The organism is Clostridium oryzae (assembly GCF_002029235.1).
GTDB classification, from domain to species: Bacteria; Bacillota; Clostridia; order Clostridiales; family Clostridiaceae; genus Clostridium_AE; species Clostridium_AE oryzae.
On sequence record NZ_MZGV01000036.1, the window covers coordinates 15,973 to 42,700 of the forward strand.

The following is a 26,728-nucleotide window of genomic DNA, read 5'->3' on the forward strand; positions in this document are numbered from 1 at the left end:
AAAACCATATTTTATTTGCATAGTGTATAGAGGTTTTTCTTATTTTAGGAGGAACTATAATGAAGTTTAATTCAGTACAATTTGATTCCAGGGATATAAAGTGCAAGACGCCTTTTGGAGCACAGGTGCAAGGTACTAAAATTAAATTTACACTTTCAGCTGTACCTAAAATGATTATAAAAGCGAGGCTTGTTGTTGAGATACAAAAAATAGTTGGAAATTTAGATAAAGTTTCTTATTATGATACAATTAAATATCCGTTAATGAAGAGCGAGGCTGATGCAGACAGAGAGTACTGGAGTTGTACAGTTAAATTTAATAATATGAACGTATACGGATATTACTTTGAACTAGTAACAGATACTACTACTATTTATTATGGTAACAACGAACAAAACTTTTCACATAGCGTGTTTGATTTAAAAGGAACAAATGGGCTAGGAAAAATTTACACTCGAAAAGACAAAGTAATAAGATATACTCAAAACATATATGATTCTGAATTTAAGACGCCTGAATGGGCTAAAGATGCAATATACTACTATATATTTCCTGAACGATTTAAAAATGGAGATAAAAGTAACGATCCGAAACCAGGTATTAGAAAATTTTATGGTAATCAAGATGTTGAATTTCATAAAAATTGGCTAGATAGGCCCTATACAGCAGGAGCTGAAGGAGCGGATAATGTTAACGGAAATGACTTTTTTGGCGGAGATTTAGAAGGGATTAGACAGAAACTAGGTTATCTGAAGGAACTGGGAATTAATACACTCTACATTAATCCTATTTTTCAGGCGGTGAGTAATCACAAGTACGATACCACAGATTATATGAAGGTCGATGAAGCATTTGGATCAAATGAAGAATTGAAGAATTTGATTGAAGAGGCAAGAGAAAAAGGGATAAGGATAATTCTTGATACTTCTCTTAATCATTGTGGTGCTGATTCAATATATATGGACAGGTATGGTAAGTATGAGGGAAAAGGAGCTTTTAAGGGGGAGAAAATACAAAAAGATTCACCATATTATAGTTGGTTTTCGTTTAATAAAGAGGCTGATAAACCTGACGACAAATACGAGAATTGGCTGGGTGCAACGTCTTTAGCGAAGTTTGCGGAAGTTGATAGTTATAAGGATTTTGCATATAGAGATGAGAATTCTGTAACAAAGTTTTGGCTTAACTTTGGTATAGCTGGCTGGAGAATGGATGTAACGCCTTGGAAGTCAGATATATTTTGGAAGGAATGGAGAAGGGAAGTAAAACTTAAAAATCCAGAGGCGCTAACTATCTGTGAGACTTGGTTTGATTGCTCAAAATATTTGTTAGGAGATAAGTTTGATTCTGCGATGAACTATCTTTTTCGATATCCTATCATGGAGTATGCAAATGGTGGAGAAGCTGCAGATTTTGTAAACATCCTTGAAATGCAAAGAGAAAACTATCCTGAAGAGGCATTGTATGCATTAATGAACTTGTTGTCAACTCATGATACAGCTAGAGCACTTTTTGAGTTTGGATATAGGGAAGCTGGAGATAATAAGGAAACGATTGAGCTTGCTAAAAAGAAGCTTTTATTATGCGCATTATTTCAAATGACCTATGTAGGAGCACCGACAATTTATTATGGAGATGAAGTGGGTGTTACTGGCGGTGAAGATCCAGGTAATAGAGCAACTTTTCCTTGGGAAGAAGATGGGGGAAAGCCAGATTATTCACTGCTTAATGAATTTAAAAAGTTAACTAAATTACGAAATGAAAATAGAGTTTTGCGAAGAGGAAGTGTAGAATTTATTTATGTGGATAAAAATGTAATAGTAATGTTAAGAAGATTGGATAGTACATGTGCATTGATTGCTGTTAATAATTCTAAAGATAATAAATCAGTAGAATTAAATGTATCAAATTATAAACTTCCTAATATATTTAAAAATGCACTGAAGGATCATGACTCCATAGAAGTATGTGGAAATAGCCTAGGTATAAAAGTTGGGGCGATTTCAGGAGTTGTTTACCTTAGCTGCATAGATTAGAATAAATTGTGTGCTAAATAATATAAGCCTCGTTGAAAGCTATACCACTTCAACGAGGCTTTAAAAATAAAGTTATTATGATTTCCATATGCAGCAATATTTTGTTAGAGGTTAAGTACAGATTCTCTTTCTACTAGACTTACAGGTATGATAAATTCATTATCAGTAGACTTATAAGTGTTATCGAGCTTACTGATTATCAATTCTGCAGCTTTTTCGCCTTTTTCAAAAATATTTTGAGATATAGTTGTTAATTCAGGAATGAAGTATTTGCTATTTTGTATATTATCAAAACCTATAACTGATAAATCCTTTGGTACATAAACATTATGATGGTAAAGCTCCTTTATTAAGCCTATTGCAACAATGTCAGACGCACAAAATAATGATGTCATTTTTCCGATACTAGGTATGACCTGCTTAGCAATATCTACGCCGCCCTCATAACTAATCTGAGTTTGAAAAACATAATCTTCAATAAATTTGATACCATTCTTTTCAAGAGCAGCTCTGTAGCCGTCAAACCTTGATCTATATACTGGACTTTCCCATAATTGTCCTGTTAACAAACCTATATTTTTATGACCTTTTTTTATTAGATACTCTGTAGCTAAAAAAGCACCTTTTTCATCTTGAGTATTTAAATAAATAAAATTATCACTATCTTTTTCCTGATCTAGCATTAATGTGGGAAAAGTAACGTCATTCAGCATCTTAATCTTATCTTTGCTGATGTAACCTGTTACAATTACTCCTGAAATATTGCCTCCCTTAATAATGCTTGTAAATTTTTCATTATCATTTATTCCCATGATTAGAGTTGAATATCCGCTTTTTCTGCATCTGAATTCAACACCATTAATGAATTCGTGGAAAAATGGATTTGCAGTGAGCAGTGAGATTCTATCTTCTGCAGATGTTATTACTGCAATAATTCTAGCTTCACGCTTTACAAGACTCCTGGCTGCAAGATTTGGTTCGTACTTTAATTTTTCTATAGCTTCATTTACTCTTCGTATTTTGTCATCAGCAACTTTATCTATTTTATTTATAACATATGAGACTGTTGCTATAGATACACCAGCTTCTTTTGCAACATCCTTGATTGTAACTTTTTTCGTATTCAATATTCTAACTCCAATCCACTATATTTAAATTTAGATTAATTATAACATAATTTGTACTTTTAAAAAATAAAATTGAGTTAAATTTATTTTTTTATGTAGGATTATAATCAATAATTAGACAAAATAACGGGAAAATACGTATGAAAATGTTTAAATATTTGATTGACAAATATTACATGAAGTCTTATAATTTATTTAAACGTTTCAAAACAGAAAAACCTATATAATTTTAACTATGTTACCTATTTATATATTGAATATTGCTACAACACTACAAATAAATGCGGCAATCAAACACAAATGATAGGTTATCATCTTAGCTTTTAAATGCTAGTTAATAAGCTAAAATCTAAACGTTTAGAAATATGCGCATTATTTTAATGGAGGAATTTATATGCAAATTTTTAATTTGGGAATGACTAAAAGCAAGACTACTTTAAAGAGAATCAAACAAAACAGTGGACTTTACCTTTTATTATTGCCAGCTGTGGTTTTGTTAGTCTGTTTTACCTATAAACCGATGTATGGTGTCTTGATAGCGTTTAAAGATTTTCAGCCAGTTAAGGGGATTTTAGGAAGTCCATGGGCAGACCCTTGGTATAAGTATTTCGTGAAATTTTTTCACTCTTTTCAGTTTACTACAACCATTAAAAACACGTTAATTATCAATATATATAGTTTGATTGTTTCATTTCCGTTTCCGATAATATTGGCTTTAGCAGTTAATCAAATGAGAGCCAAGCGGTATAAAAAGGTGTTTCAAACAATTACTTATATGCCTCACTTTATTTCGACAGTAGTCATGGTTAGTTTGATTTTACTTATGCTGTCACCCAGTGGAGGTATATTAGGAAATATGAGTAAACTACTTGGTGTACAAGCTCCGAATTTAATGGGAGAGCCTGGAGCGTTTAGTCATATTTATGTATGGTCAGATATTTGGCAGCATACGGGTTGGGATAGCATTATTTATTTAGCTGCACTTTCTTCTATAGACCCTAGTCTTTATGAGGCAGCTACGATAGATGGAGCTAGTAATTGGCAAAAAATCCGGTACATTGATATTTCTATGCTGGCACCTACAGCTGTTATTTTATTAATTTTGCGAGTAGGCGGCTTGATGGGCTTGGGTTTTGAAAAGGTATATTTAATGCAGAATACACTTAATGTTTCAAGCAGTGAGGTTATATCAACTTATGTGTACAAAATTGGATTGCTTAGTGCTCAATATAGTTATTCAGCAGCCATCAATCTATTCAGTACGATTATTAATTTCATTCTATTAATTTCAGTTAATAAAATCTCAAAAAAAGTTAGTGATAACAGCTTGTGGTAGAAGAAAGGAGAATATCACGTGGATAGTAGTACAGTAATATCAAAGAAAATTAAACATTCACATCAGGATACTATTTTTAATATTATCGTTTATGGAATTTCGGCCATCATTTTGCTGATAATTGTATATCCTTTATATTTTGTAGTAATAGCTTCATTTAGTGACCCATATGCGGTGTCGGGTGGCCAGGTATGGCTGTTTCCAAAGGGATTTACATTAGATGGCTATAAAGAATTATTAAAACACAAGGACATTTGGCTTGGGTATTTTAATACAATCATGTACACAATAGTAGGAACATTTATAGGATTGGTAGTAAACATTTTTGCTGCTTATGCCTTATCAAGGAAGAACCTAGTTGGAAGAAAGATAATTATGTTTATGTTTGTTTTTACAATGTTCTTTAACGGCGGTTTAGTTCCAACATTTTTAACTATAAAGCAATTTCATCTATATAATACCTTCGCAGTAATGGTTCTACCCTTTTCAGTATCGGTATTCAATATTATTGTAGCACGTACCTTTTTTCAGAGCAGTATTCCGGAAGAATTATGGGATGCAGCTCAGATAGACGGCTGTAGTAACCTGAGGTACTTTTTCCAAATCGTTTTGCCTCTGTCTAAAGCAGTTATTGCGGTTATTGGATTGTGGACAGCAGTTGGAATGTGGAATTCATACTTCAATGCATTAATCTATTTAAAAAACGCTTCGCTATACCCTTTGCAGTTGATTTTACGTGATATTTTGATTGTAAATGATATGCAAAGTTCCATGGGAAGTGGTGAAGCGGCACAGATCGCACTGCGTCTTTCTAATCTAATGCGTTATTCTGTAATTATAGTTTCTACACTGCCAATTATGTGTATTTATCCATTAGTACAAAAATATTTCAATCAAGGTGTTATGATTGGCGCAGTCAAAGGCTAAGCGCTTTATCATATAAATAAATTAACAATAAAGGGGGATTAAAAGTGAAAAAAGCATTAAAACGATCTATCAGCTTTGTAGTATTAGCTGGAGTATTATGTGGAGGTATGATTGGCTGTAAGGGTAAGGATGCTACTAAACATAATACTGAAAAAGCGAATGGTTTTCAGACTAAAGGGCTTCCTATAGTTAAAAAACCTGTTACGTTTAAAGTATTGACAATGAGATGGGCAAACATGGGTGATAGCTTTACAAAGAATAAGTGGCTGCAGGATCTAGAGACCAAAACAAATGTTAAGATTAAATGGGAGATAAAGTCTTCAAATGATTGGGATACTCAGAAACAAGTGCTGTTATCTTCAGGTGAGCTTCCTGATATTATTATTGGTGATGGTACTTTTAGCGATTCTGACATAGTAAATAATGAAAGCCTGTTCAGACCAGTTGATGATTTGGTAAAAAAATATATGCCTAACTACCAGACCGCTTTGAGAGAGTATCCTGATTTAAAAAAAACAGTTACATTTCCTGATGGAAAAATGTATAGTTTTGGGAGTGCATTTCCCATACTTCCTAAGGTTTGTAATCAACCTATCATTAATAAAACGTGGCTTAAGAAACTTGGAATGAAAGAGCCTACAACTATAGATGAGTTGGAAAAAGTACTACAAGCATTTAAGACTAAAGATCCAAATGGTAATGGTAAAGCTGATGAAATTCCAATTATTGATATTGCTTCTATGGATTTATTGAATCCTTTTGGCATTACAGATCTTAATGGCAACAATATGATTGTAAAGGGTGATGGAAGTCTAGAGTATTATCCTACATCAGAACAGTACAAGGCAGGGATTAAGTGGCTTCAAAAATTATATTCTGAAGGACTTATTGATCGTGAAGCCTTTACTGAGGATGCTACAATGGTAACATCTAAAAGACAAGCTCCTGATGCAGCTAGAGTTGGTTTCACATATGCATGGACACCGGATGCTACTTTTGGAAAATGGTCAAGTCAGTACGAAGCTATTGCACCAATAAAAGGGCCGGACGGAAAACAATATGCTAGTGGTGATCCCAATGGTAATGGATCAATAGGCAGAAATTCAGCAGAAATTAGTACTTCATGTAAGTATCCAGAAGTTGCAGCAAGATGGATAGATCAGTTTTACACTGGAGAAGCAAGCATTCAGAATTTCTGGGGAGCAATTGGAACTGTAGTTAAGAAAAATAGCGACAATACTTATACATTAAATGATCCACCTAAAGGAACTAGTGCAGATGCATGGTATTGGGATCAAAGTCTACGTAGCTTTAGTCCAAAGTATATAAGTGCTGATTTCAAGAAAAAAATTAAGTTGTCACCAAAGAGTGGAGACGGACTCAAAATAGAGCTTGGCAAGCTTGGTGATCCTTATGTTACAACTCCTTTCCCTAAAGTAATGTATACGAATGATGAAAACGAAGAGCTTCCAACTTTGACTACAGATATAAATACCTATGTACAGCAAACTCGTGCAAAATGGATTATAAAAGGCGGCATTGATCAAGGTTGGGATGCATATGTAAAGAAACTTAAAGATATGGGACTTGACAAACTGGTCAAGATTTATACTGATGGCTATAACAGATATGAAAAGGTTAAATAGAAATAGAAAAATTATAAACTTAAACCAATAAGCGTAGAAAAAAAGCATCTGTAATTTGTTATAACAAATTAACAGATGCCTTTTTTCTACGCTCATATATCATATGTTTGCTTTTTAATTTGCTGATGTATCTTCGTCTGTAAGATGATAAGGAAAAGTGGATACAACTATGTTGTTGTTTCTCAGTAAAGTTTCTCTGATAAAGAAACTTGTATGATTATGTAGAACTTCTCCCCATCGTTCATGAGTGACAAATTGTGGAACAACTACTGTGATTTTCTCATCTTCACTAGCGGCATTTGCAATTTGTTCAATATACTTTAGAAGAGGAGTAATAATCGCTCTATAAGGTGAATATTTTGCAACGAGTAATATATCTGTATCTAATTCATTCCACCTTGTCTGTAATTTCTCCATTTCTTTTTTATCTGTGGAAACATTGATTGCAATGACATTTTCGCTAATACTCTGTGCATATTGAAGTGCACCGATAGTTGCCTTGTTTAGACTAGCTATAGGTACTATTACAATATGGATATATTTCGTTTTTAAATCAACCTTTCTAAGGTTTAGTTTACTTATACTTAGATGAGAGGCGACTCTCTTATAATGCTTACCAATTCTCATTTGTGTAAAAACTATAAGAGGAATTAAAAATACAACTATAAAGGCTCCTTCATTAAATTTTTCAATAAGAATTATTATTGTAGTAAGCAGAGTAACTAGGGCGCCGAAACCGTTAATAATAGCTCGTTTAAACCAGCCTTTTTCATGCTCTTCTTTCCAATGGATTACCATGCCAAATTGGCCTAAAGTAAACGAAACAAACACTCCCACGGCATATAATGGAATCAATCTATGAGTATCTGCATTAAAGATAATGACTAAAAGAGCTGCCACGGTAGATAAAGCAATAATTCCAACAGAAAAGCTTAATCTTTTACCTCTGATTGTAAATTGCCTTGGAACAAAACCGTCTTTCCCCATTATATACATTAACATTGGAAAACCTGTGAAAGCAGTATTACATGCCATAAGTAAAATAACTGCAGTGCTAAACTGAATTAAGTAATACATTATTCCATGATTGAAAACACCATATGCAATCTGTGAAATAACGGTAGGACCGTTTGTGATCGGTACAGCAGTATAAAAAATTGCAAGGATTGACGAACCTCCGAATATTATAAGAATTAATCCAGCTAATAGCAGCATAACATTCTTCGCATTTTGCTGGCTGGGCTCTTTAAAGTTTGGTACAGAGTTACTTACAGCTTCTACGCCAGTTAATGCAGAACATCCAGAGGAAAACGCTCTCAGGATAAGAAAAACTGTTAGCGGCTCTGCTGCTTTTGCTGGAATAGAATATAAAGGTTCAGGATGGATATTTAATACAAAGTATTTAAAGAAACCAAAAATGATCATAAAAATCATACTGAAAATAAATATATATGTAGGTATTGCAAAAATCTTTGATGATTCACTTATTCCTCGCAGATTTAATATTGTAAGAATAATGATTATAGCTACAACAAAGACAACTTTAAATTGCATTAAGCTGCTAAATGCTGAGATAATAGCATCTGCTCCGGCACTAGCACTCACTGCTACAGTAAGTATGTAGCTTATTATAAGCCCTGCACCTGCAGACAATCCAGCGCGATCACCTAGATTTTCTTTAGCTACTTTGTATGCTCCTCCTCCCTGAGGATAAGCTCTGATAATTTGAATATAAGAAATCGTAAGTATTACCAATAGGCCAATGATCATAAAAGAAGTCCATGTCAACCATTCATAGGCAGCTGCACCTAATACAATTAATACAAAAAGTATTTCCTGTGCTGCATAAGCCACTGACGATATTGCATCACTTGCCATAATTGCAAGCCCAAAAGGAATATTATATTTTTCGTGACTACTTTGTTCATTTGCTAACGGTTCACCAAGTAGAATGTCCATAAATTTATTAAGCATTTTCATCCTCCTAGAAATATCTAATCTAAGCTATTTTATAGTAAGAATATATATAATAGCAATGCATTGACATATAAGAGAGCTGCAGGAAGAACTTGATAAAGATGAATGTATACGAATACAACGATTATTTTGTCACATTCTTGACTAATTATACTGAATGGGTCGAAAAAATCACTTGATATTAATATATAATTACAAAATGTGACTTAAATTCCAACTTAATTTTAATCAAATTATTAAATTTTATATTGAAAATGAAAATTATGACTATCAGCCAGCTAAATGCAATGACATTATAAACAGTACATATTATTTTGCTGTGAGCACAAAATATATAAGTAAAATCATAATAAATTAGGAGGAATTAACAATGGAAGCAACTATGAATAAACCGGTAGATTCACTTATTACGGGAGGGAATCCTATGCAAAGATGTATTGATCTATGTGGTAAATGCGTGCAGGTGTGCCAGGAATGCGCAAATTTATGTCTACAAGAAGATGATGTTAGAGCAAGAATGAATTGTATTAAAACATTACAGGATTGTGCTGAAATTTGCTCTACTACATTTTGCTATATATCAAGAGGCAGTGGTAATATCAAAGAAATATGCAGTTTATGCGCTACAATATGTGAAAGGTGTGCTACTGAATGTGAAATGTTTAAAGATCCACATTGTAAAGCATGTGCAGATGTTTGCCGACAGTGTGCCGATGAATGTAAAAGGATGATTAATATGTAAGTCCAAAACTTATTATTACACTATACATTTTAATAGAACAGTTAGATAAAATAATATGAAGAAATAAGAGTTTAATCATTATCTTATTTCTTCATATAATCTACATAGATTTTAATTATCATATAGTAAAAATACAACAGGATATCAATATTTACAACATAAAGTAATGAGCAAAGCTATATTAAGAAAATCTATATAAAATAGTTGACACAAAGAATCGAAATGGTTATACTTAAGATGCAATCCCCCCCTGGGGGTGGGGCGGTGTTCGTAAATATACTAGATTAACAGATATTGAAAGGATAAGGGCATGAATGAACAGAAAATGAGAACACTGATGTCACTTAAGACAGCGAAAGGGCAGATTGACGGAATAATTAAGATGCTAGAAGAAGGAAGATATTGTGTAGATATATCAAACCAGATTATTGCAGCTCAATCACTATTAAAAAAAGCAAATCTGATGATTTTAAAACAGCATATGAACCATTGTGTAAAGGATGCATTTAAACATGATAATGGTGAAGAGAAGGTTGCAGAGATTATAGATATACTATCTAAAATTACTAAATAGGAGGGGAATCAAATGACATCAAAGTCGTTAAAAATAGAAGGAATGACCTGTGCTGCCTGTGCAAAAGCTGTGGAAAGAGCTTCTAAAAAGCTTGAAGGAGTTACTGAGGCAAGCGTAAATTTTGCAACAGAAAAACTAAATATAAACTTTGACGAGACCAAGGTGACAACACAAGATATACAGGCAGCTATAGAGAAGGCTGGTTATAAAGCTGTTATTGAAGCTATGAGCAAAACATTAAAAATAGAAGGAATGACTTGTGCCGCCTGTGCTAAGACGGTTGAAAGAGTTACCCAAAAGCTTGATGGAGTTACGGAGTCAAATGTAAATTTTGCAACAGAAAAATTAAATATAAGTTATGACCCATTAATTGTCAAGGTTTCGGATATTAAAAAAACTATAGAAAAAGCAGGTTATAAGGCGCTAGAAGAAGAAATCACTATTGATCTAGACAAAAAGAAGAAGGAGAAAGAAATTAAATCACTATGGAATAGGTTTATAATTTCATTAGTATTCTCTGTACCACTATTAATCATTACTATGGGACATATGTTTGGAGAACCCGTAGGCTTTCATTTACCGCAATTCATAGATCCTATGATGCATCCGATTAATTTCGGTATTATACAGCTAATATTAGTTCTTCCTGTAATAGTGGCTGGACATAGATTTTTTACAGTTGGTTTTAAATCTCTGTTTAGAAGAAGTCCTAATATGGACTCTTTAATTGCTATGGGTACTTCAGCTGCATTCTTGTATGGTATATTTGCGATAGTTCAGATTGTTAATGGAAATACAAAGTATGCCTATGATTTATATTTTGAATCTGCTGCTGTTATTATTACGTTGATTACGCTTGGCAAATATTTAGAAGCGGTTACAAAAGGTAAAACTTCAGAAGCGATTAAGAAACTAATGGGACTTGCACCTAAAACAGCCATTGTTATTAAAGATGACAAAGAAGTAGAAATATCAATTGAGGAAGTAGAAGTTGGAGATATAATAGTTGTAAAGCCGGGTGAAAAGATGCCGGTAGATGGTGAAGTAGTAGAAGGAATGACAGCTGTAGATGAATCAATGCTCACCGGAGAGAGTATACCTGTAGAGAAAAATATTGGTGATGCAATTATAGGTGCAAGCATAAATAAGAATGGTACAATTAAATATAAAGCTACCAAAATAGGAAAAGATACAGCTTTGGCACAAATTATTAAGCTTGTTGAAGATGCTCAGGGCTCTAAAGCGCCTATAGCTAAAATGGCAGATGTCATTTCGGGATATTTTGTTCCGGTGGTTATCTCTATAGCTGTGGTTTCTGCACTGGCTTGGTATTTTATTGGTGGTGAAACAGCTATTTTTGCATTAACGATATTTATATCAGTGCTTGTTATTGCATGTCCATGTGCGTTAGGACTGGCTACACCAACAGCCATAATGGTTGGTACTGGCAAAGGTGCAGAATACGGTGTTTTGATAAAAAGTGGTGTTGCACTGGAAACTACACACAAAATAAGAACGATAGTATTTGATAAAACGGGTACTATAACAGAGGGTAAGCCGAAGGTTACTGATATAGTAGCCTCAGAAGGAACTAGTGAAGCATATTTACTGCAGATAGCTGCATCTTCAGAAAAAGGATCTGAGCATCCTTTAGGAGAAGCTATCGTAAAGCATGCAGAAGAAAAAAATATAGAAGTCAAAAAATTGGAGTTCTTCAAGGCGATACCAGGCTATGGAATAGAAGTTAAAATAGACGGAAAGAATATTTTATTAGGAAACAAAAAGCTGATGATTGATAATAATGTTTTATTTCAAGACTTGGAGAATACATCGAATAAATTAGCTGGTGAAGGAAAAACGCCGATGTATATTGCTATTGAAGGAAGGCTGGCAGGTATTATTGCAGTTGCTGATACTGTAAAGGAGAATAGCAGAAAAGCTATAGAAAAACTTCATCGTATGGGAATTGAAGTAGCAATGATTACTGGAGATAATAAAAGAACTGCTGAGGCTATAGCTAAACAGGTGGGCATTGACAGGATTCTTGCAGAGGTTCTTCCACAGGATAAGGCTAATGAGGTCAAAAAACTTCAACAAGAGGGTAAAAAAGTGGCCATGGTAGGTGACGGTATTAACGATGCACCAGCTCTTGCGCAAGCTGATATTGGTATAGCTATCGGGTCAGGTACAGATGTTGCAATGGAATCAGCAGATATTGTTCTTATGAGAAGCGATCTGATGGATGTTCCTACTGCTATACAATTAAGTAAAAAAACTATATTGAATATTAAACAAAATTTATTCTGGGCTTTTGGTTACAATACGCTTGGCATACCTGTTGCTATGGGAATTCTATACATCTTTGGAGGCCCATTATTAAATCCAATTATAGCAGCAGCTGCTATGAGCTTCAGCTCAGTGTCAGTTTTATTAAATGCATTAAGATTAAAAGGATTTAAACCAATTAAGTAACATGATTAAAACTAAGAATTGGTTTATATATATGAAAGGAGAGATATTAAAATGAAAAAAGAAATATCAATAGAGGGTATGAGCTGTGCTCATTGTGTAAAACATGTGACTGAGGCACTGGAATCTTTGGCAGGTGTAAGCAAGGTTCAAGTTAGTCTTGAATCAAAATCAGCAACTATTGAGACAGATGGCAAAGTCAGCAATACAGATATAGCGACTGCTATTGAAGAAGCTGGATATGATATAGTTAATATTTCAGATAAATAAAAATTTAGATGAAAACGTCCTGATGATTATCGGGACGTTTTTTAGTTTTAATTTATTAAATGATTTATTTTTTCATTTTTAAACTTGTACCCTAAATTACTAATGTTATAGTCTTCAAGAGGACGGTGCTCGCCCTGCATCATTTCATGATTATCCATCATCATATGCATCATTTCATGTTCTAAAGAAATTATATCTTCAATTTTAACTTGATTATCATAGGTTATATTATTAGTGTTACCTAATATGAACCCATGCATAAAAGGGGGACGGGGCATATTCATAGGTGGCATAGGTTTTACTTCGTAAAGGTAGTTTGATACAGTTTTGGGTATGCTGTCTTTCTTGATTAATAGAAGAGGCGTATGTTTTCCCATATGTGCAAGAATTACTGAAGATACGATTTTCATAGGGTCCTCAATAGTACCGAACGCAAAAGCGTGACCGTCTTTGTAGTTTCTTCCCCATCCAAATTCACCGCTCTCGCTTTTGTACTTTGCAAAATTAACTGCTACATCGTAAGGAGAATTTCCTGATATCCTTGATAGCTTTTTTACATTAGAAAGCCTGGATAAAGCCTCTTCGACAGAAGCAGAAATAGTTTTTGTTGAACCTATTATATAAAGGTTTATATTTGGCATACTTTTAATAACATTTAATGTACACTCAGGAATGCGGTTTTTCATAACAAAAAGTATTGGATCTCCGTGATGTGCAGACCAGTAAGAGGACACTATTCCTTCGGAATAATCTTGCCCTGAAATAATTAGTATATTCTTGAAACTTTTTCGCTCAGCAGGTATCTGGCAGGCTGTTTCATAATGATCTCTGCCTGTAATTAGTTTACTTGTATAACCTTTAGAGTTAAGCTCATTCTCTAGTTCAGAAGATAGATTTCCTATTAAATAAACTTTGATACCTTCGTGACCTTTTGGAGATAATCTCTGAATTTCTGCTAGTGTTTCTTTTGATAATCTGTATGGATCTGTAAGGAGTATAGGAGCATTTATTGGAAAATGAACTAAGGGAGAGGCTAGTATACCATCAAAAACTTCATCTTTGTTTATTAGTATTACAGCGTTAGGTTTCATATTTGAAAAACCTATCTTTGAAATTTCCACTGCATAATTTATTTCACTTTTTCCACAGATTCTTGTGGTATTTAATGTTAGAGGACATGAATTAATTATATTATCCATTGGCTTCACCATAATTATTTATTCATATATATAATATGCTAAATTTTTGTATTGGCTAATTGATATCACCTGCATTTTGAAATGTTTTAATTAATTATTGGAAAACTTATGTAAAACATATTACTGTTAAAAAGTAGAAAAGTTTATTTTAAATTCATATAGTGGAATTAAAAATACATAAATAAATATGAATAATTTGTTGCAATGATATGTCGAAGATGATAGAATAGCTTTTGTAAACGATTAAGAAAATCTTGCAATAAAGTTTTCTTAGTATATAAATAACAATATAATTCACGGGGGGATTAAAATGAAAAAAGTTGCTTCTTTATTAATGGCGTTAGCTATGACATTAAGTTTGGCTGCGTGTGGAAAGGCCAATGGTGGAGCTAGCGGCAGCAAAGCTAAAAAAGTTGGTATATCGATGCCTACAAAGTCTTCTCAAAGATGGATAGATGATGGTAACAACATGGTTAATGAATTCAAGAAACTTAACTATAAAACGGATTTACAGTATGGACAAGACAACGTGCAAAATCAGATTTCACAGATAGAAAACATGATTACTAAAGGTGTAAACGTTTTGGTAGTTGCTTCAATAGATGGATCGGCATTAACTGATGTGTTAGAGAAGGCTCACGAAGCAAAAATACCTGTAATTGCATATGACCGTTTGATTACAAAGAGCCCTTATGTTAGTTACTACGCAACCTTCGATAATTTCAAAGTTGGTGTTCTTCAAGCGACATATATAGAAGAAAAATTAGGTTTAGATAAAGGAAAAGGACCATTCAATATAGAGCTATTTGCAGGTTCACCTGATGATAACAATGCAACCTTCTTTTTTAATGGAGCAATGTCTGTTTTACAAAAATATATAGACAAAGGTAAGTTAGTTGTAAAAAGTGGACAAACTAAATTCTCACAAGTTGCTACATTGAGATGGGATGGAGCTACTGCTCAGGCAAGAATGGACAACCTATTAAGCAAAAACTATACTTCTGCTAAAGTAGATGCAGTATTGTCTCCATATGATGGCATCAGTATTGGAATTATCTCATCCTTAAAGGGTGTTGGATATGGAACTAAAGGTCAGCCTATGCCAATCATAACTGGACAGGATGCTGAACTTCCATCAATTAAATCTATCATAAAGGGAGAGCAGACATCAACAATATTCAAAGATACAAGACAATTGGCTCAAAAGGCAGTTGAAATGGCAGACGATGTTTTAAATAATAAAAAACCAGAAACTAACGACAATAAGACATATAACAATGGAGTAAAAGTTGTACCTTCTTTCTTATGTAATCCTGTTGTTGTAGATAAGGATAACTATAAGGAAGTATTGGTAGATAGCAAATATTATTCAGAATCTCAGCTTGCAAAATAGAATTTTATACAAAAGCAGAATTTAGTGATGGTATAAAATAAATACCATCACTAAATTAAATATCAGAATAAAAGGGGATGAAATTGTATGTCAGATATTATACTAGAAATGCGAAATATCACAAAAACATTTCCCGGAGTAAAGGCACTTAATGATGTTAATCTAAAGGTTAAAAAAGGAGAAATTCATGCCCTTTGCGGTGAAAACGGTGCTGGAAAATCTACTCTTATGAAGGTTTTAAGCGGTGTATATCCTCATGGAACCTACACAGGGGATATATTATTTAATGGGAATCTATGTGAATTTAAAAATATTAAAAGCAGTGAAGAACTTGGTATTGTAATAGTTCATCAAGAATTAGCTCTAATTCCGTTTTTATCTATTGCGGAAAATATCTTTTTAGGAAATGAAAGAGGAAAAAGAGGCATAGTTGATTGGAATGAAACAACCAAGCAGACTAAGGAACTACTCGGGAAAGTTGGTTTAACTGAAAAACCTAATACATTAATCATGAATATAGGTATAGGTAAGCAGCAGCTTGTTGAAATCGCTAAAGCATTAGCTAAGAAAGTTAAGTTATTGATTTTAGATGAACCCACAGCAGCATTGAATGAAGATGATAGTGAAAATCTGTTAAATTTGATGCTGGAACTTAAAAAACAGGGTATTACATCTATAATTATCTCACATAAATTAAATGAAATTTCTAAAGTAGCAGATTCAATAACAATAATAAGAGATGGTCAAAGTATCGAAACGCTAGATACACACAAAGATCACATAACTGAAGATAGAATAATAAAAGGAATGGTAGGAAGAGAACTAACCAATCGTTATCCTACTAGACAAGCTAAGATAGGCGAGAAAATATTTGAAGTTAAAAATTGGAATGTATTTCATCCAATCTTGGATGATAGAAAGGTTATTGACAATGTAAGCTTTAACGTTAAAAAAGGAGAGGTAGTTGGAATAGCGGGATTGATGGGAGCAGGAAGAACAGAGCTTGCGATGAGTCTCTTCGGAAAATCCTATGGAAAGAAAATAAGTGGACAAACGCTAATTAAGGGCAAAGAGATTCATTTAAATAATGTAAATAAGGCTATTGAAAATGGGTTAGCTTATGTAAGTGAAGATAGAAAAGAGTATGGACTAGTTTTAATAGATCATATAAAAGCAAATACGACTTTGGCTAATTTGCGTAAAGTTTCTAACGGATTTGTTATTAATGAAAATGAAGAAATAGTTCAAACAGAGAAATTAAGAAAAGATCTGAAAATAAAATGTTCAAGCATACTGCAGAAGACCGGTAATCTTAGCGGCGGTAATCAGCAGAAGGTAGTATTAGCTAAATGGATCTTTACTGAGCCAGATGTTCTTATACTAGATGAGCCTACCCGTGGAATCGACGTAGGTGCTAAATATGAGATATACAGCATTATAAATCAATTGGCTGCGGAAGGAAAAGCAGTAGTTATCATATCTTCTGAGCTGCCCGAAATTTTAGGAATGAGTGATAGAATCTACGTTATGAATGAAGGAAAAATGGTAGGAGAGATAGATGGCAAAGAAGCTTCACAAGAAAAAATTATGAGATTTATCATAAGCAATAAACAGGGGGTATAATGATGGAGTCATTAAAGAACATGTTTAAAGATAATATTAAGCAATATAGTATGGTAATTGCTTTAGCTGTAATAATGTTGTTTTTCCAAGTGATTTCTGGAGGAACTTTACTAAAACCTTTAAATATTACAAATCTAATACTTCAAAATAGTTACATTCTCATACTAGCAATTGGAATGCTGCTTGTTATAGTCGCTTTTCATATCGACTTGTCTGTAGGATCTACTGCGGCGTTTATCGGTGCTGTTTCAGCGATATTGATAATAAACATGCATGTAAACTTTATTTTAGGAATAGCTATAGCATTAGTTATCGGTGCTGTGATAGGTGCTTGGCAGGGATTCTGGATTGCATACGTTAAGATACCTGCATTTATCGTTACCTTAGCAGGCATGCTTATCTTCAGAGGAATAACAATGGTAGCTCTTGATGGAACTTCTATAGCTCCATATCCACAGGGTTTTCAAAAGATAAGTTCCGGTTTTATTCCTGACTTTTTTCATGGAAACGGAATGCATATAACAACTATATTAATAGGAATAATATTCTCATTAGTTTACGTTATTTTTGAAGTAAGAAAAAGAAACGATCAGAAGAAATATAATTTTACTACGATACCTCAAAGCCTATTAATATTGAAAATAGCTGGTATAGTTGCTGTAATAAACGCTTTTACTTTTACTTTAGCACAGTATAAAGGAATTCCTAACGTACTAGTATTATTGTTTGCTTTAATTGCTATATATACATTTGTGACTACTAAAACTGTAATTGGAAGACACATTTATGCTCTAGGAGGAAGTGAAAAAGCAGCTAGACTTTCCGGTGTAAAAACTAAACGTATAACATTTTTAGTTTTTATTAATATGGGAATACTTGCAGCACTTTCAGGAATAGTTTTTGCAGCTAGATTAAATGCAGCAACACCAAATGCAGGACAGAACTTTGAACTTGATGCTATAGCAGCTTGTTTTATCGGAGGAGCATCTGCAAGTGGTGGTAAGGGAACTATTATGGGAGCAATTATCGGTGGTCTTGTAATGGGAGTTATGAACAATGGTATGTCATTGATGGGTATTGGTATTGACTGGCAGCAAGCTATAAAAGGATTGGTATTACTATTAGCTGTAGCCTTTGATGTATACTCAAAATCTAAGAATGCATAGCTATATCTTTATAAAATAAATTGTTTTTTATAAGCTGTTAACGGCTGGATTAGATAAATACCAGCCATTAACAGCTTTTTTAGTATTACTGCTGTAATTATAATTATTTATAAATTTTAGGTATTAGAGAAAACTAAATATAAAACAGGATGTTAGGAGGAGAAAAATGATGATGAATATAAAATTGCCGCCTACTGCTAAGAGAGTAAGGCTTTGTACGAATGCTAAAATTAATTATAAAATTGATAAAACTACTCGGGAAAATATTGCGTACTATAAAACTAGAAGCACAGGAGAGATTTTAGATAGAATAGATGAACTAGATAGAGAATGGGATATTGAAAGAGTATTAGAAACCACCGCGGGTGCGATATTGGTATTTAGCAGCTATTCAGCAATTGTTACCCGCAAGAAGAGATGGGCTGTATTGGGTGGTGTTGCTTCAGCATTTCTATTAAAACATGCACTTGAAGGCTGGTGTCCACCATTGCCGCTATTTCGCTTGATGGGTGTAAGGACGAGCGACGAAATAAACTTAGAAAAAAACAGCCTTAATAAGTTTCTTTATCAGTAAATATTATTTAAATGGAAAAAATACCGTGAAGTGATCTCACGGTATTTCTATATTGCCAGTAGTAATTTTAGAATTCTATATTATGCTAGGCATATGGTTTTGCATGTTTTCAATAAACCTTTGAGCCACATTTGAAAGGTATCTATCTTTGGACCACAATATAGACGTGCCAATATTAAAGTTTGGCTCATCTATAATCACATATTCTAAGTCTGAATTAGGAATCAGATTTAAGCAGTTTTTAGGAACTATAGCTACGCCCATACCTATATTTGCAAGCATTAATATTGTCCTTACATCATTGCTTTTACACAATATATGGGGTTCATAACCATAGCTCTTACACAAATGTCTTATTTTCTTTTCGTATCTTTTTTGAACTATTAATGGTATCTCCTTAAGATATTCGAAAGTTATGACATCTGGTTCTTCTTCACACTCAAAGTTTTTTGCTATAGCTATCATCGGATCTTCAGCATAGTTTATAGTTTCAAACATATCGTTATCGAAAGGTGTTCTTATTATACCTATTTCAACTACACCGCTTGAAAGCAGTTGAATTATCTTACTTGTATCCTCATCTAGTATTTCAAAGTTTATATCTGGATATTTTTGATGAAATTGATAGATTATATCAGGTAATATTACAGCACCTGCGGAAGATACAGTACCTATGGACAACGTACCCTGAAGGCCCTGACTAATATCTTTTATTTCTTTTTTAGTGTTCTCTGTGAGGTTAAGTATCTGTTTAGCTCTTTCAGCTAGAGCTTTGCCAGCCTCAGTGATTTGAAGGCTGCGGGTATTTCTTTCAATCAGTTTTACTCCAAGTTCATCTTCTAGCAGTTTCAGCTGATGACTTAGGGGAGGCTGAGCTATATGAAGCTTTTTGGCTGCTTTTGATATATTTCCTTCCTCTATTATACATAAAAAATAGTTTAGACTGCGTAAGTCCATAAGATATCACCTACTTATATTTTTAATGTATGAATAATATATTATTTAAATATTTTAAGTATATATCATAATTTGATATAATGAAAGGGAAAAAGCAGAATTTATTATAATGCGGGGTGCGAAAAAATGGTAGAAATAATTAATAAAGGTACGTATCTTTATAATGGAAATACAATTATAGCACATGATGATGACATAAATATAGACAAAATAGCAGCTCAGGTAAAGGAAATCGCATCAGTAAAAGAACTTCTAAATAGCGATAAGGCAAGAAAAAATACGATAGCATATAGTATTTTAATGAATCATAACAAATCTGGTGACGAGAAGAACCTAAGGATAAAGTTTGATGCTATGGCTTCTCATGATATTACTTATGTAGGAATTATTCAAACAGCAAAAGCCAGCGGACTTAAAGAATTTCCTATTCCCTATGTACTTACAAACTGCCATAACAGTTTATGTGCAGTAGGCGGAACGATAAATGAAGATGATCATATGTTTGGATTATCTGCGGCTAAAAAGTACGGCGGAATTTATGTACCAGCTCATCAGGCTGTAATCCATCAATATATGAGAGAAATGATGGCAAGCTGCGGAAGTATGATTTTAGGTTCAGACAGCCATACAAGATATGGAGCTCTTGGAACTATGGCAGTGGGAGAAGGCGGCCCTGAACTTGTAAAGCAGCTTTTAAATAAGACCTATGATGTATCATCTCCAGAAGTTATAGCTGTTTATTTGGAAGGAAAGCCTAAAGCTGGAGTTGGGCCTCAGGATGTAGCTCTTGCTATTATTGGTGCTGTGTTCAAGAAAGGTTTTGTAAAGAACAAGGTAATGGAATTTGTAGGACCAGGAATAAGCAATCTATCTGTAGATTACAGAAATGGTATTGATGTTATGACTACAGAGACTACATGTTTAAGCTCTATCTGGTGCACAGATGATAAAGTTGAAGAATATTACAAAATTCATGGACGTGAGGAAAGTTATGCAAAACTGCAGCCAGGTCTTGTTGCTTATTATGATGGATTGATTAAAGTAGATCTCAGCAAAGTTGAACCTATGATTGCACTGCCTTTCCATCCAAGTAATGTATATGCTATAGCAGAGCTTAATAAAAACGCAAAAGAAATACTAACAGCGGTAGAGGCTGATGTTCAAAAGCAGATTGATAATCCGAAGATTAAATTTGGACTAGCTGATAAGATTATAGATGGAAGAATAAGAGTTGATCAGGGAATAGTTGCAGGATGTTCCGGCGGAACTTATGAAAATATACACAAAGTAGCTGGAATTATGAATGCTAATTCTATAGGCAATGATTATTTTACAATGAATGTTTACCCAGCCAGTCAGCCAATCTATATGCAGCTTATAAAGGATGGTTCTATCGGAAAACTTATGGAGACAGGAAGTATTGTTAAAACTGCTTTCTGCGGTCCATGTTTTGGCGCTGGAGATGTACCAGCTAACAATGGTTTTAGTATTAGACATACTACAAGAAACTTCCCTAACAGAGAAGGATCAAAGCCAGGAGCTGGACAGATATCTGCTGTTGCATTAATGGATGCAATGTCTATTGCTGCTACTGCAGTAAACGGAGGCTATTTGACTCCTGCTACAGAGATAGATGTACCAGATGAAGAAATTAACTACAATTTTAACAGCAAGGTTTACGAAAATAGAGTTTATTTTGGTTTCCAGAAGGCAGAGAAGGAAAGTGAATTAAAGTATGGTCCTAATATAGCTGATTGGCCGGCTATGCCAGCTTTATCGGAAAATATCTTATTAAAGATGGTATCCGTAATAAATGACCCTGTAACTACGACAGATGAGCTTATACCATCGGGCGAGACTTCTTCCTACCGATCAAACCCACTGAAGCTAGCAGAGTTTGCTTTGTCTAGAAAAGATCCTGAATATGTTGGAAGAGCTAAAGCTGTACAAGAACTAGAAACTTTAAGAAGTACAGCAATAAAAGAAAATAGGGTTTTGGATACAGAACTTATTAACGTATTTGAAGCTGCCAATGGGGGCAGCAGTGAGAATTTGAAGGAGCTTATCAGGAATACCGAAGTTGGAAGTGTAATTTTTGCAATAAAACCAGGGGATGGTTCTGCTAGAGAACAAGCTGCTTCCTGCCAGAGAGTTCTTGGTGGTGCAGCTAATATAGCTGAAGAATATGCTACGAAGAGATATAGAAGTAATTTGATAAACTGGGGCATGATTCCATTCATAATTGACAGTTCAGAAAATAGTTTTGAAGTTGGAGATTATATTTTTGTGAAAGATATAAGACAAGCCATAGCAAGCGGAAGAGAAGCATTTAATGCAAAAGTAATTAGCGCTAAAGGCAACAGAAATATAACTTTGAAGATAAGTTCGCTGACAGAAGACGAAAAAGATATCATACTGTCAGGTTGCCTAATTAACTATTATGCAAATAAATAGGTAAAAGTGGAAAGTTATAGGTTTACAAAGAAATGTTGTGGCATGAACGGATCAATCTTCGTAGTGCTACAACATTTCTTTTTTTTCGATTGTGGATAACTCAGCCGACGGAAATCACTTCCTACTCTTTTTACCAAATTTGAGCTGCTATTTCTTTTACTAGTTTAATTTTGCTCCACTGTTCTTCTTCAGTAAGTATGTTTCCTTCCTCAGTAGATGCAAATCCGCATTGAGGGCTTAAGCATAATCTTTCCAGCGGTACATACTTTGAAGCCTCTAGAACTCTGCTTTTTATATAACCTTTGTCCTCTAGCTTAGGGCATTTAGTTGTAATTAATCCTAAAACAACTTGTTTATTTGGACTTACATGTTTAAGAGGCTCAAAGCCACCGGAACGCTCATCATCAAACTCTAGATAATAAGCATCCACATTTTGCTTTGCAAATAGTTCCTCTGCAATAGGTTCATATCCACCCTGAGAAGCCCAGGTAGAATGGTAATTACCTCTGCATACATGTGTAGTTACTGCTAAATCTTTCGGCAAATCATTAATTGCCAGGTTGTTAACCTTTATATACTGTTCAGTAATATGCCTTATATCAATGTTGCTTTTCTGCCTTGCTTCCCAGTATTTTTTATCGCAAAACATTCCCCAGGTGCAATCATCAAGTTGAACGTTCCTGCATCCAGCATTATATAGATCCATAATAACTGTATGATAAGCTGCTGCTATATCTATTATTAATTCAGTTTCATCAGGATAATAAAAGCTTGTTGGCTCTTTGCCGGTATTTCTTTGAAGTTCAGCCAGCAGTTGTGCTGGAGCAGGGATAGTCTGTCTTGCAATAACTCCGTCAGTTTCAAAGGATTTAACATATTTAAAATGCTCTACAAATGGATGGCTTTTACCAGTAATTTTGCCAGTTACCGCTGCTGACTCTGCTCTGGTTTCTTCGTCGTTAAAAATATAACCTTTATTTACTGTAACTTTATTAATTCCATTAAGTCCCCACATAAAGTCAAGGTGCCACCAGCTTCTTCTGAATTCTCCATCAGTGATGACATTAAGACCTAAACTCTTTTGCTTTTTAATCAAATCTTTAATGCATTCGTCTTCAATTTGTGTTAAGTCATTAGCAGAAATTTCTTTTGCATCAAATTTTCTTCTAGCATCCTTCAATTTTTCTGGTCTCAAAAAACTACCTACAATATCATATTTAAAGGGCGCATTTTTTATTTTTGTATTCATACTGTTACCTCCTGATATTTCTATATACATAATTGTTATAATCTTAATTTACTGAAAAACATCATTAATTGAAAATTGATGATTTAAGCAGATTTTAAATTCGCTGCTTCAAGGATATCAATAGTATTAAATCAATCTTTCACATTGCTTATATAAAATTATAGTATATAGTTTTGCTATAGCATAATATATAAAATATATAGTTTGCCATAGTTTTTATCTATATCAAGCTATTGGTGCTTTGTCTCAAAGCTTGTACATAAATTTCGCCAAGCCTGCTTAATGTTAAGTTTTTATGCAGGATGATACCAACTCTCATATATTCATCTACATCTAGCGGTACAGCTTATATATAGGATTCCTATTTCACTTCTAAGATTTTTAACGTCATCAATTATTTCATAGGTTTTTGTTTCTTTTAATGTAAATTCATATTCGTCAAATCCGTATTCTTTAATTAAAGATACAAAGGCATTGACTGCAAAAGAGTAATGTTGAGTGGACACCATAAACTTTTGTTTAGATGGTTTTGCATTTAGGTATTTCTGTTCCAAAAGTTCTGTCTGCTCAACTACCTGTCTTGCATAACCGATAAATTCAACACCTTCTATTGATAAAATAATACCTTTATTAGTACGTGTAAATATAGTTATACCTATCTCTTTTTCCAAATCTTTAATCGCACTGGAAAGACTAGGCTGAGAAATAAATAGGTTTTTGGCAGCTTCACTCATAGAGCCTTTACCTGCTACCTCAATTGCATATTTTAATTGCTGAAGAGTCAATGTGTTCACCCTTTCATTAATAAATATAGCTTGTATAAAATTATAGCATATATATTTTATTGAAAACCATTATTAGTACTTGGTATAATAAGGTTACGATTCAAATAGTTTGGAGGGGATTAAGATGAGTTTTGATGAACAAGCTAAAAGCTGGGATACAGATAAAAGGATTAAAAGAGCTAAGGTTATAGCCGATGAAATAGTAAAATCAATAGATATTGATGAGAATTATTCTGCGATGGAATTTGGCTGCGGTACTGGCCTTGTGAGCTTTAATCTTTATGATAAATTTAAGCATATTACGCTTATTGATTCATCTAAAGGAATGATAGAAATACTTAAAGATAAAATAAATAATCATAAAATACAAAACATGACAGCCAAGCATTTATACCTGGAAAATGAGAAGGTTATAGATGAAAGATATGATGTTATTTACAATTCCATGGTTTTACACCACATAAAGGATACTAAAAAAATTGTTGAAATTTTTTATGGTCTACTTAATGATAACGGCTATTTAGTTATCGTGGATTTAGATGAAGAAGATGGTACCTTTCATAAGAATGAATCAGGTTTTGACGGCCATAATGGATTTAATCAGCATCAGATGAAAGATATTTTTGGAGATGTAGGTTTTACAGATGTTGAGATCAATACATTCTTTCATGGTGAAAAAGAGATAGATGGTGAAATAATAAAATATTCATTATTTTTAGCAAAGGGAAAAAAGTAAATTAATGGATATTGACTTGACGAAATATTAAAATAAAATCAACCTAAATAGCATTAGTGAATATTACAATATATGAAAATGATATTTAATTAATTTAATATAGAATCTTAATTGTATAAATAAATTTAACTTGATACTTGATAATATTTATATATATAATTATAATTAATTTGAAAAGTACTTTTATGGATTTTTTGGAAATTAGTTAAGGACAGATATTAAGTATTACAATTATAGCTATTAGGGGGATGTTCATATTGGAAAAAGAGTTTATTTTATCAGAATATATTAATCAAGGAGTACAAAATATTGTTAAAGGTATAGTAAAAGCATCGTTAAAAAATCCTAAGGAAACAGCCTTTGTTACTAAATATGTAATAACAAGCAAGGAGTCAAAAAAGAAGAGAGAAAAGTTCTTAAAGATACGGAAAAATGTTCCTGCATTTCTTATTTGCAGCATAACTAGTAATTGTAATTTATTTTGTAAAGGCTGTTATGCCTGAGCTAACAAATCTTGTGCCTATGCTGAGCATTGAAGGTAATATGCAGCAAACAGATGAAAGAAGGGGGAGGGGACATATAATATTTTAATGAGTGTAATAAATAAGCTTTATGAAAAAGGAATTTTATATGGCGTATCTGTTACAGTTACTAGGGAATTTTTTTATGTAAATGTTGATGGGGCAGCTGAACCGTGTCCTTTCTCTCCTTATTCAGATACTAATTTGAATGATACAAGTCTTATACAGGCACTAAAATCACCATTATTTAAAGAGCTGAATGAAACGGGTATGCTTGTTGGAGAACATGAGGGTGGATGTCTCCTTTTTGAAAAAAGCAGTGAAGTGAGGAAAATTGTTAATACTCCAAAGATGTTTCCCAATAACTCAGAGCTATAAACATCGTAGATAAAAAATATTAACTGTCATTTAAATTCGTGTTTCAGCATAGACATTTAAGAAGGCTATAATTATTTATCCGGGTTTATGATAAGTATATTTTAGGCCAAATAAAAACTAGGGGGAATACGATGAAATATTACGTTATAGTATTTCTATTTTTTTCAATTTACTCTTTTTTAGGATGGGTACTTGAAACTACTTCTGTAAGCTTAGAAAAAGGTAGATTTGTAAATAGGGGTTTCTTAACAGGATGTTTTTGTCCTGTGTATGGATTTGGAGCTGTAATAGTAATCAAAGTTTCATCGTGGCTTAACATTTATGTCAGAAATGAATTTAGTTTTATAATAGTTGATATTTTAGTTTCAATCGTTTTAATCACAGCGCTTGAATATAGTACAGGAATTATTTTAAATAATATTTTTAACCGTAAGTGGTGGGATTATAGCAACGAGTTTGCTAATATTAATGGATATGTTTGCCTTAGAAATTCTATTATATGGGGAATTCTAGCAGTCCTATTAGTTCAATTTATTCATCCCATTATCTATAAAGTAGTTCTATATGCTCCTAATAAAGTAAATAATAT

General features: G+C 33.3%; 20 protein-coding genes and 2 pseudogenes. 16 read left to right on the forward strand and 6 right to left on the reverse strand.

Translation table 11 applies throughout. The features are described 5' to 3' along the window. The first annotated feature begins 59 nt into the window (after window positions 1–59). Entirely contained in the window at window positions 60–2,036 is a 1,977-nt protein-coding gene (locus CLORY_RS14990) for a glycoside hydrolase family 13 protein (RefSeq protein ID WP_079425883.1), read from the forward strand. A gap of 104 nt (window positions 2,037–2,140) precedes the next feature. On the opposite strand, the gene CLORY_RS14995 is transcribed toward CLORY_RS14990, so the two are convergent. Beyond that, complete coding sequence (locus CLORY_RS14995; protein ID WP_079425885.1) at window positions 2,141–3,163, reverse strand: LacI family DNA-binding transcriptional regulator; 1,023 nt, start codon at window positions 3,161–3,163, stop codon at window positions 2,141–2,143. Between the two features lie 394 nt (window positions 3,164–3,557). Between CLORY_RS14995 and CLORY_RS15000 the strand changes: the two genes are divergently transcribed. The 3 genes from CLORY_RS15000 to CLORY_RS15010 are packed head-to-tail and all read left to right on the forward strand — an operon-like array spanning window position 3,558 to window position 7,072. Further along, window positions 3,558–4,499 carry an ABC transporter permease gene (locus CLORY_RS15000; protein WP_079425887.1) on the forward strand — a complete coding sequence of 314 codons (942 nt, stop codon included), beginning with the start codon at window positions 3,558–3,560 and terminating at the stop codon, window positions 4,497–4,499. An 18-nt stretch (window positions 4,500–4,517) separates the two neighbouring features. Further along, window positions 4,518–5,426, forward strand: a complete 909-nt coding sequence (locus CLORY_RS15005) for a carbohydrate ABC transporter permease (protein ID WP_079425889.1) — start codon at window positions 4,518–4,520, stop codon at window positions 5,424–5,426. Window positions 5,427–5,470: 44 nt separating this feature from the next. Then, window positions 5,471–7,072: an extracellular solute-binding protein gene (locus tag CLORY_RS15010; protein WP_207652217.1), complete on the forward strand. Its 1,602-nt coding sequence runs from the start codon at window positions 5,471–5,473 to the stop codon at window positions 7,070–7,072. 114 nt (window positions 7,073–7,186) lie between these two features. On the opposite strand, the gene CLORY_RS15015 is transcribed toward CLORY_RS15010, so the two are convergent. Next, window positions 7,187–9,046, reverse strand: a complete 1,860-nt coding sequence (locus tag CLORY_RS15015; protein WP_079425891.1) for an APC family permease — start codon at window positions 9,044–9,046, stop codon at window positions 7,187–7,189. 373 nt (window positions 9,047–9,419) lie between these two features. Here CLORY_RS15015 and CLORY_RS15020 point away from each other — a divergent pair, with 373 nt between their 5' ends. The 4 genes from CLORY_RS15020 (at window position 9,420) to CLORY_RS15035 (ending at window position 13,104) form a co-directional block, all read left to right on the forward strand. Next, window positions 9,420–9,791: a four-helix bundle copper-binding protein gene (locus tag CLORY_RS15020; RefSeq protein WP_079425892.1), complete on the forward strand. Its 372-nt coding sequence runs from the start codon at window positions 9,420–9,422 to the stop codon at window positions 9,789–9,791. 310 nt (window positions 9,792–10,101) lie between these two features. Then, on the forward strand, window positions 10,102–10,365 hold the full coding sequence (locus CLORY_RS15025) for a metal-sensing transcriptional repressor (RefSeq protein ID WP_079425894.1): 264 nt from the start codon (window positions 10,102–10,104) through the stop codon (window positions 10,363–10,365). Window positions 10,366–10,377: 12 nt separating this feature from the next. Further along, window positions 10,378–12,837, forward strand: a complete 2,460-nt coding sequence (locus tag CLORY_RS15030) for a heavy metal translocating P-type ATPase (RefSeq protein ID WP_079425897.1) — start codon at window positions 10,378–10,380, stop codon at window positions 12,835–12,837. Window positions 12,838–12,888: 51 nt separating this feature from the next. Beyond that, window positions 12,889–13,104 carry a heavy-metal-associated domain-containing protein gene (locus CLORY_RS15035; protein ID WP_079425900.1) on the forward strand — a complete coding sequence of 72 codons (216 nt, stop codon included), beginning with the start codon at window positions 12,889–12,891 and terminating at the stop codon, window positions 13,102–13,104. A 47-nt stretch (window positions 13,105–13,151) separates the two neighbouring features. Here CLORY_RS15035 and CLORY_RS15040 read toward each other — a convergent pair whose 3' ends face one another. After that, entirely contained in the window at window positions 13,152–14,303 is a 1,152-nt protein-coding gene (locus CLORY_RS15040; protein ID WP_079425904.1) for a cell wall-binding repeat-containing protein, read from the reverse strand. A 310-nt stretch (window positions 14,304–14,613) separates the two neighbouring features. On the opposite strand from CLORY_RS15040, the gene chvE reads away from it, so the two are divergent. The 4 genes from chvE to CLORY_RS15060 all read left to right on the forward strand — a co-directional run bounded on the left by chvE (window position 14,614) and on the right by CLORY_RS15060 (window position 19,059). Next, window positions 14,614–15,696, forward strand: a complete 1,083-nt coding sequence (gene chvE, locus CLORY_RS15045) for a multiple monosaccharide ABC transporter substrate-binding protein (protein ID WP_079425907.1) — start codon at window positions 14,614–14,616, stop codon at window positions 15,694–15,696. Window positions 15,697–15,783: 87 nt separating this feature from the next. After that, complete coding sequence (gene mmsA, locus CLORY_RS15050; protein ID WP_079425909.1) at window positions 15,784–17,319, forward strand: multiple monosaccharide ABC transporter ATP-binding protein; 1,536 nt, start codon at window positions 15,784–15,786, stop codon at window positions 17,317–17,319. 2 nt (window positions 17,320–17,321) lie between these two features. Beyond that, window positions 17,322–18,485 (forward strand): multiple monosaccharide ABC transporter permease, encoded by a 1,164-nt coding sequence (gene mmsB / locus CLORY_RS15055; RefSeq protein WP_079425911.1) that lies wholly within the window; start codon window positions 17,322–17,324, stop codon window positions 18,483–18,485. 166 nt (window positions 18,486–18,651) lie between these two features. Continuing rightward, entirely contained in the window at window positions 18,652–19,059 is a 408-nt protein-coding gene (locus CLORY_RS15060; RefSeq protein WP_079425914.1) for a DUF2892 domain-containing protein, read from the forward strand. A 75-nt stretch (window positions 19,060–19,134) separates the two neighbouring features. Here the strand turns inward: CLORY_RS15060 and CLORY_RS15065 are convergent, their stop codons facing one another. Next, window positions 19,135–20,016 (reverse strand): LysR family transcriptional regulator, encoded by an 882-nt coding sequence (locus tag CLORY_RS15065; RefSeq protein WP_079425918.1) that lies wholly within the window; start codon window positions 20,014–20,016, stop codon window positions 19,135–19,137. 126 nt (window positions 20,017–20,142) lie between these two features. Between CLORY_RS15065 and CLORY_RS15070 the strand changes: the two genes are divergently transcribed. Further along, window positions 20,143–22,470 (forward strand): hydratase, encoded by a 2,328-nt coding sequence (locus CLORY_RS15070; protein WP_079425921.1) that lies wholly within the window; start codon window positions 20,143–20,145, stop codon window positions 22,468–22,470. A gap of 130 nt (window positions 22,471–22,600) precedes the next feature. Here the strand turns inward: CLORY_RS15070 and CLORY_RS15075 are convergent, their stop codons facing one another. Together CLORY_RS15075 and CLORY_RS15080 are read right to left on the reverse strand one after the other, a co-directional pair. Next, the gene (locus CLORY_RS15075; protein ID WP_079425924.1) at window positions 22,601–23,719 is read right to left on the reverse strand and encodes a 5-methyltetrahydropteroyltriglutamate--homocysteine S-methyltransferase; all 1,119 of its coding nucleotides are present in this window, start codon (window positions 23,717–23,719) and stop codon (window positions 22,601–22,603) included. 344 nt (window positions 23,720–24,063) lie between these two features. After that, window positions 24,064–24,504 (reverse strand): annotated as a pseudogene (locus CLORY_RS15080) (LysR family transcriptional regulator); the annotation flags it as partial. A 124-nt stretch (window positions 24,505–24,628) separates the two neighbouring features. On the opposite strand from CLORY_RS15080, the gene CLORY_RS15085 reads away from it, so the two are divergent. The 3 genes and pseudogenes from CLORY_RS15085 to CLORY_RS15095 all read left to right on the forward strand — a co-directional run. Next, on the forward strand, window positions 24,629–25,240 hold the full coding sequence (locus tag CLORY_RS15085; RefSeq protein ID WP_079425929.1) for a class I SAM-dependent DNA methyltransferase: 612 nt from the start codon (window positions 24,629–24,631) through the stop codon (window positions 25,238–25,240). A 257-nt stretch (window positions 25,241–25,497) separates the two neighbouring features. After that, a pseudogene (locus tag CLORY_RS24245) lies at window positions 25,498–26,139 on the forward strand (SPASM domain-containing protein). Between the two features lie 131 nt (window positions 26,140–26,270). Continuing rightward, a partial coding sequence (locus CLORY_RS15095; RefSeq protein ID WP_139376056.1) for a putative ABC transporter permease occupies window positions 26,271–26,728 on the forward strand: 458 nt, incomplete at its 3' end.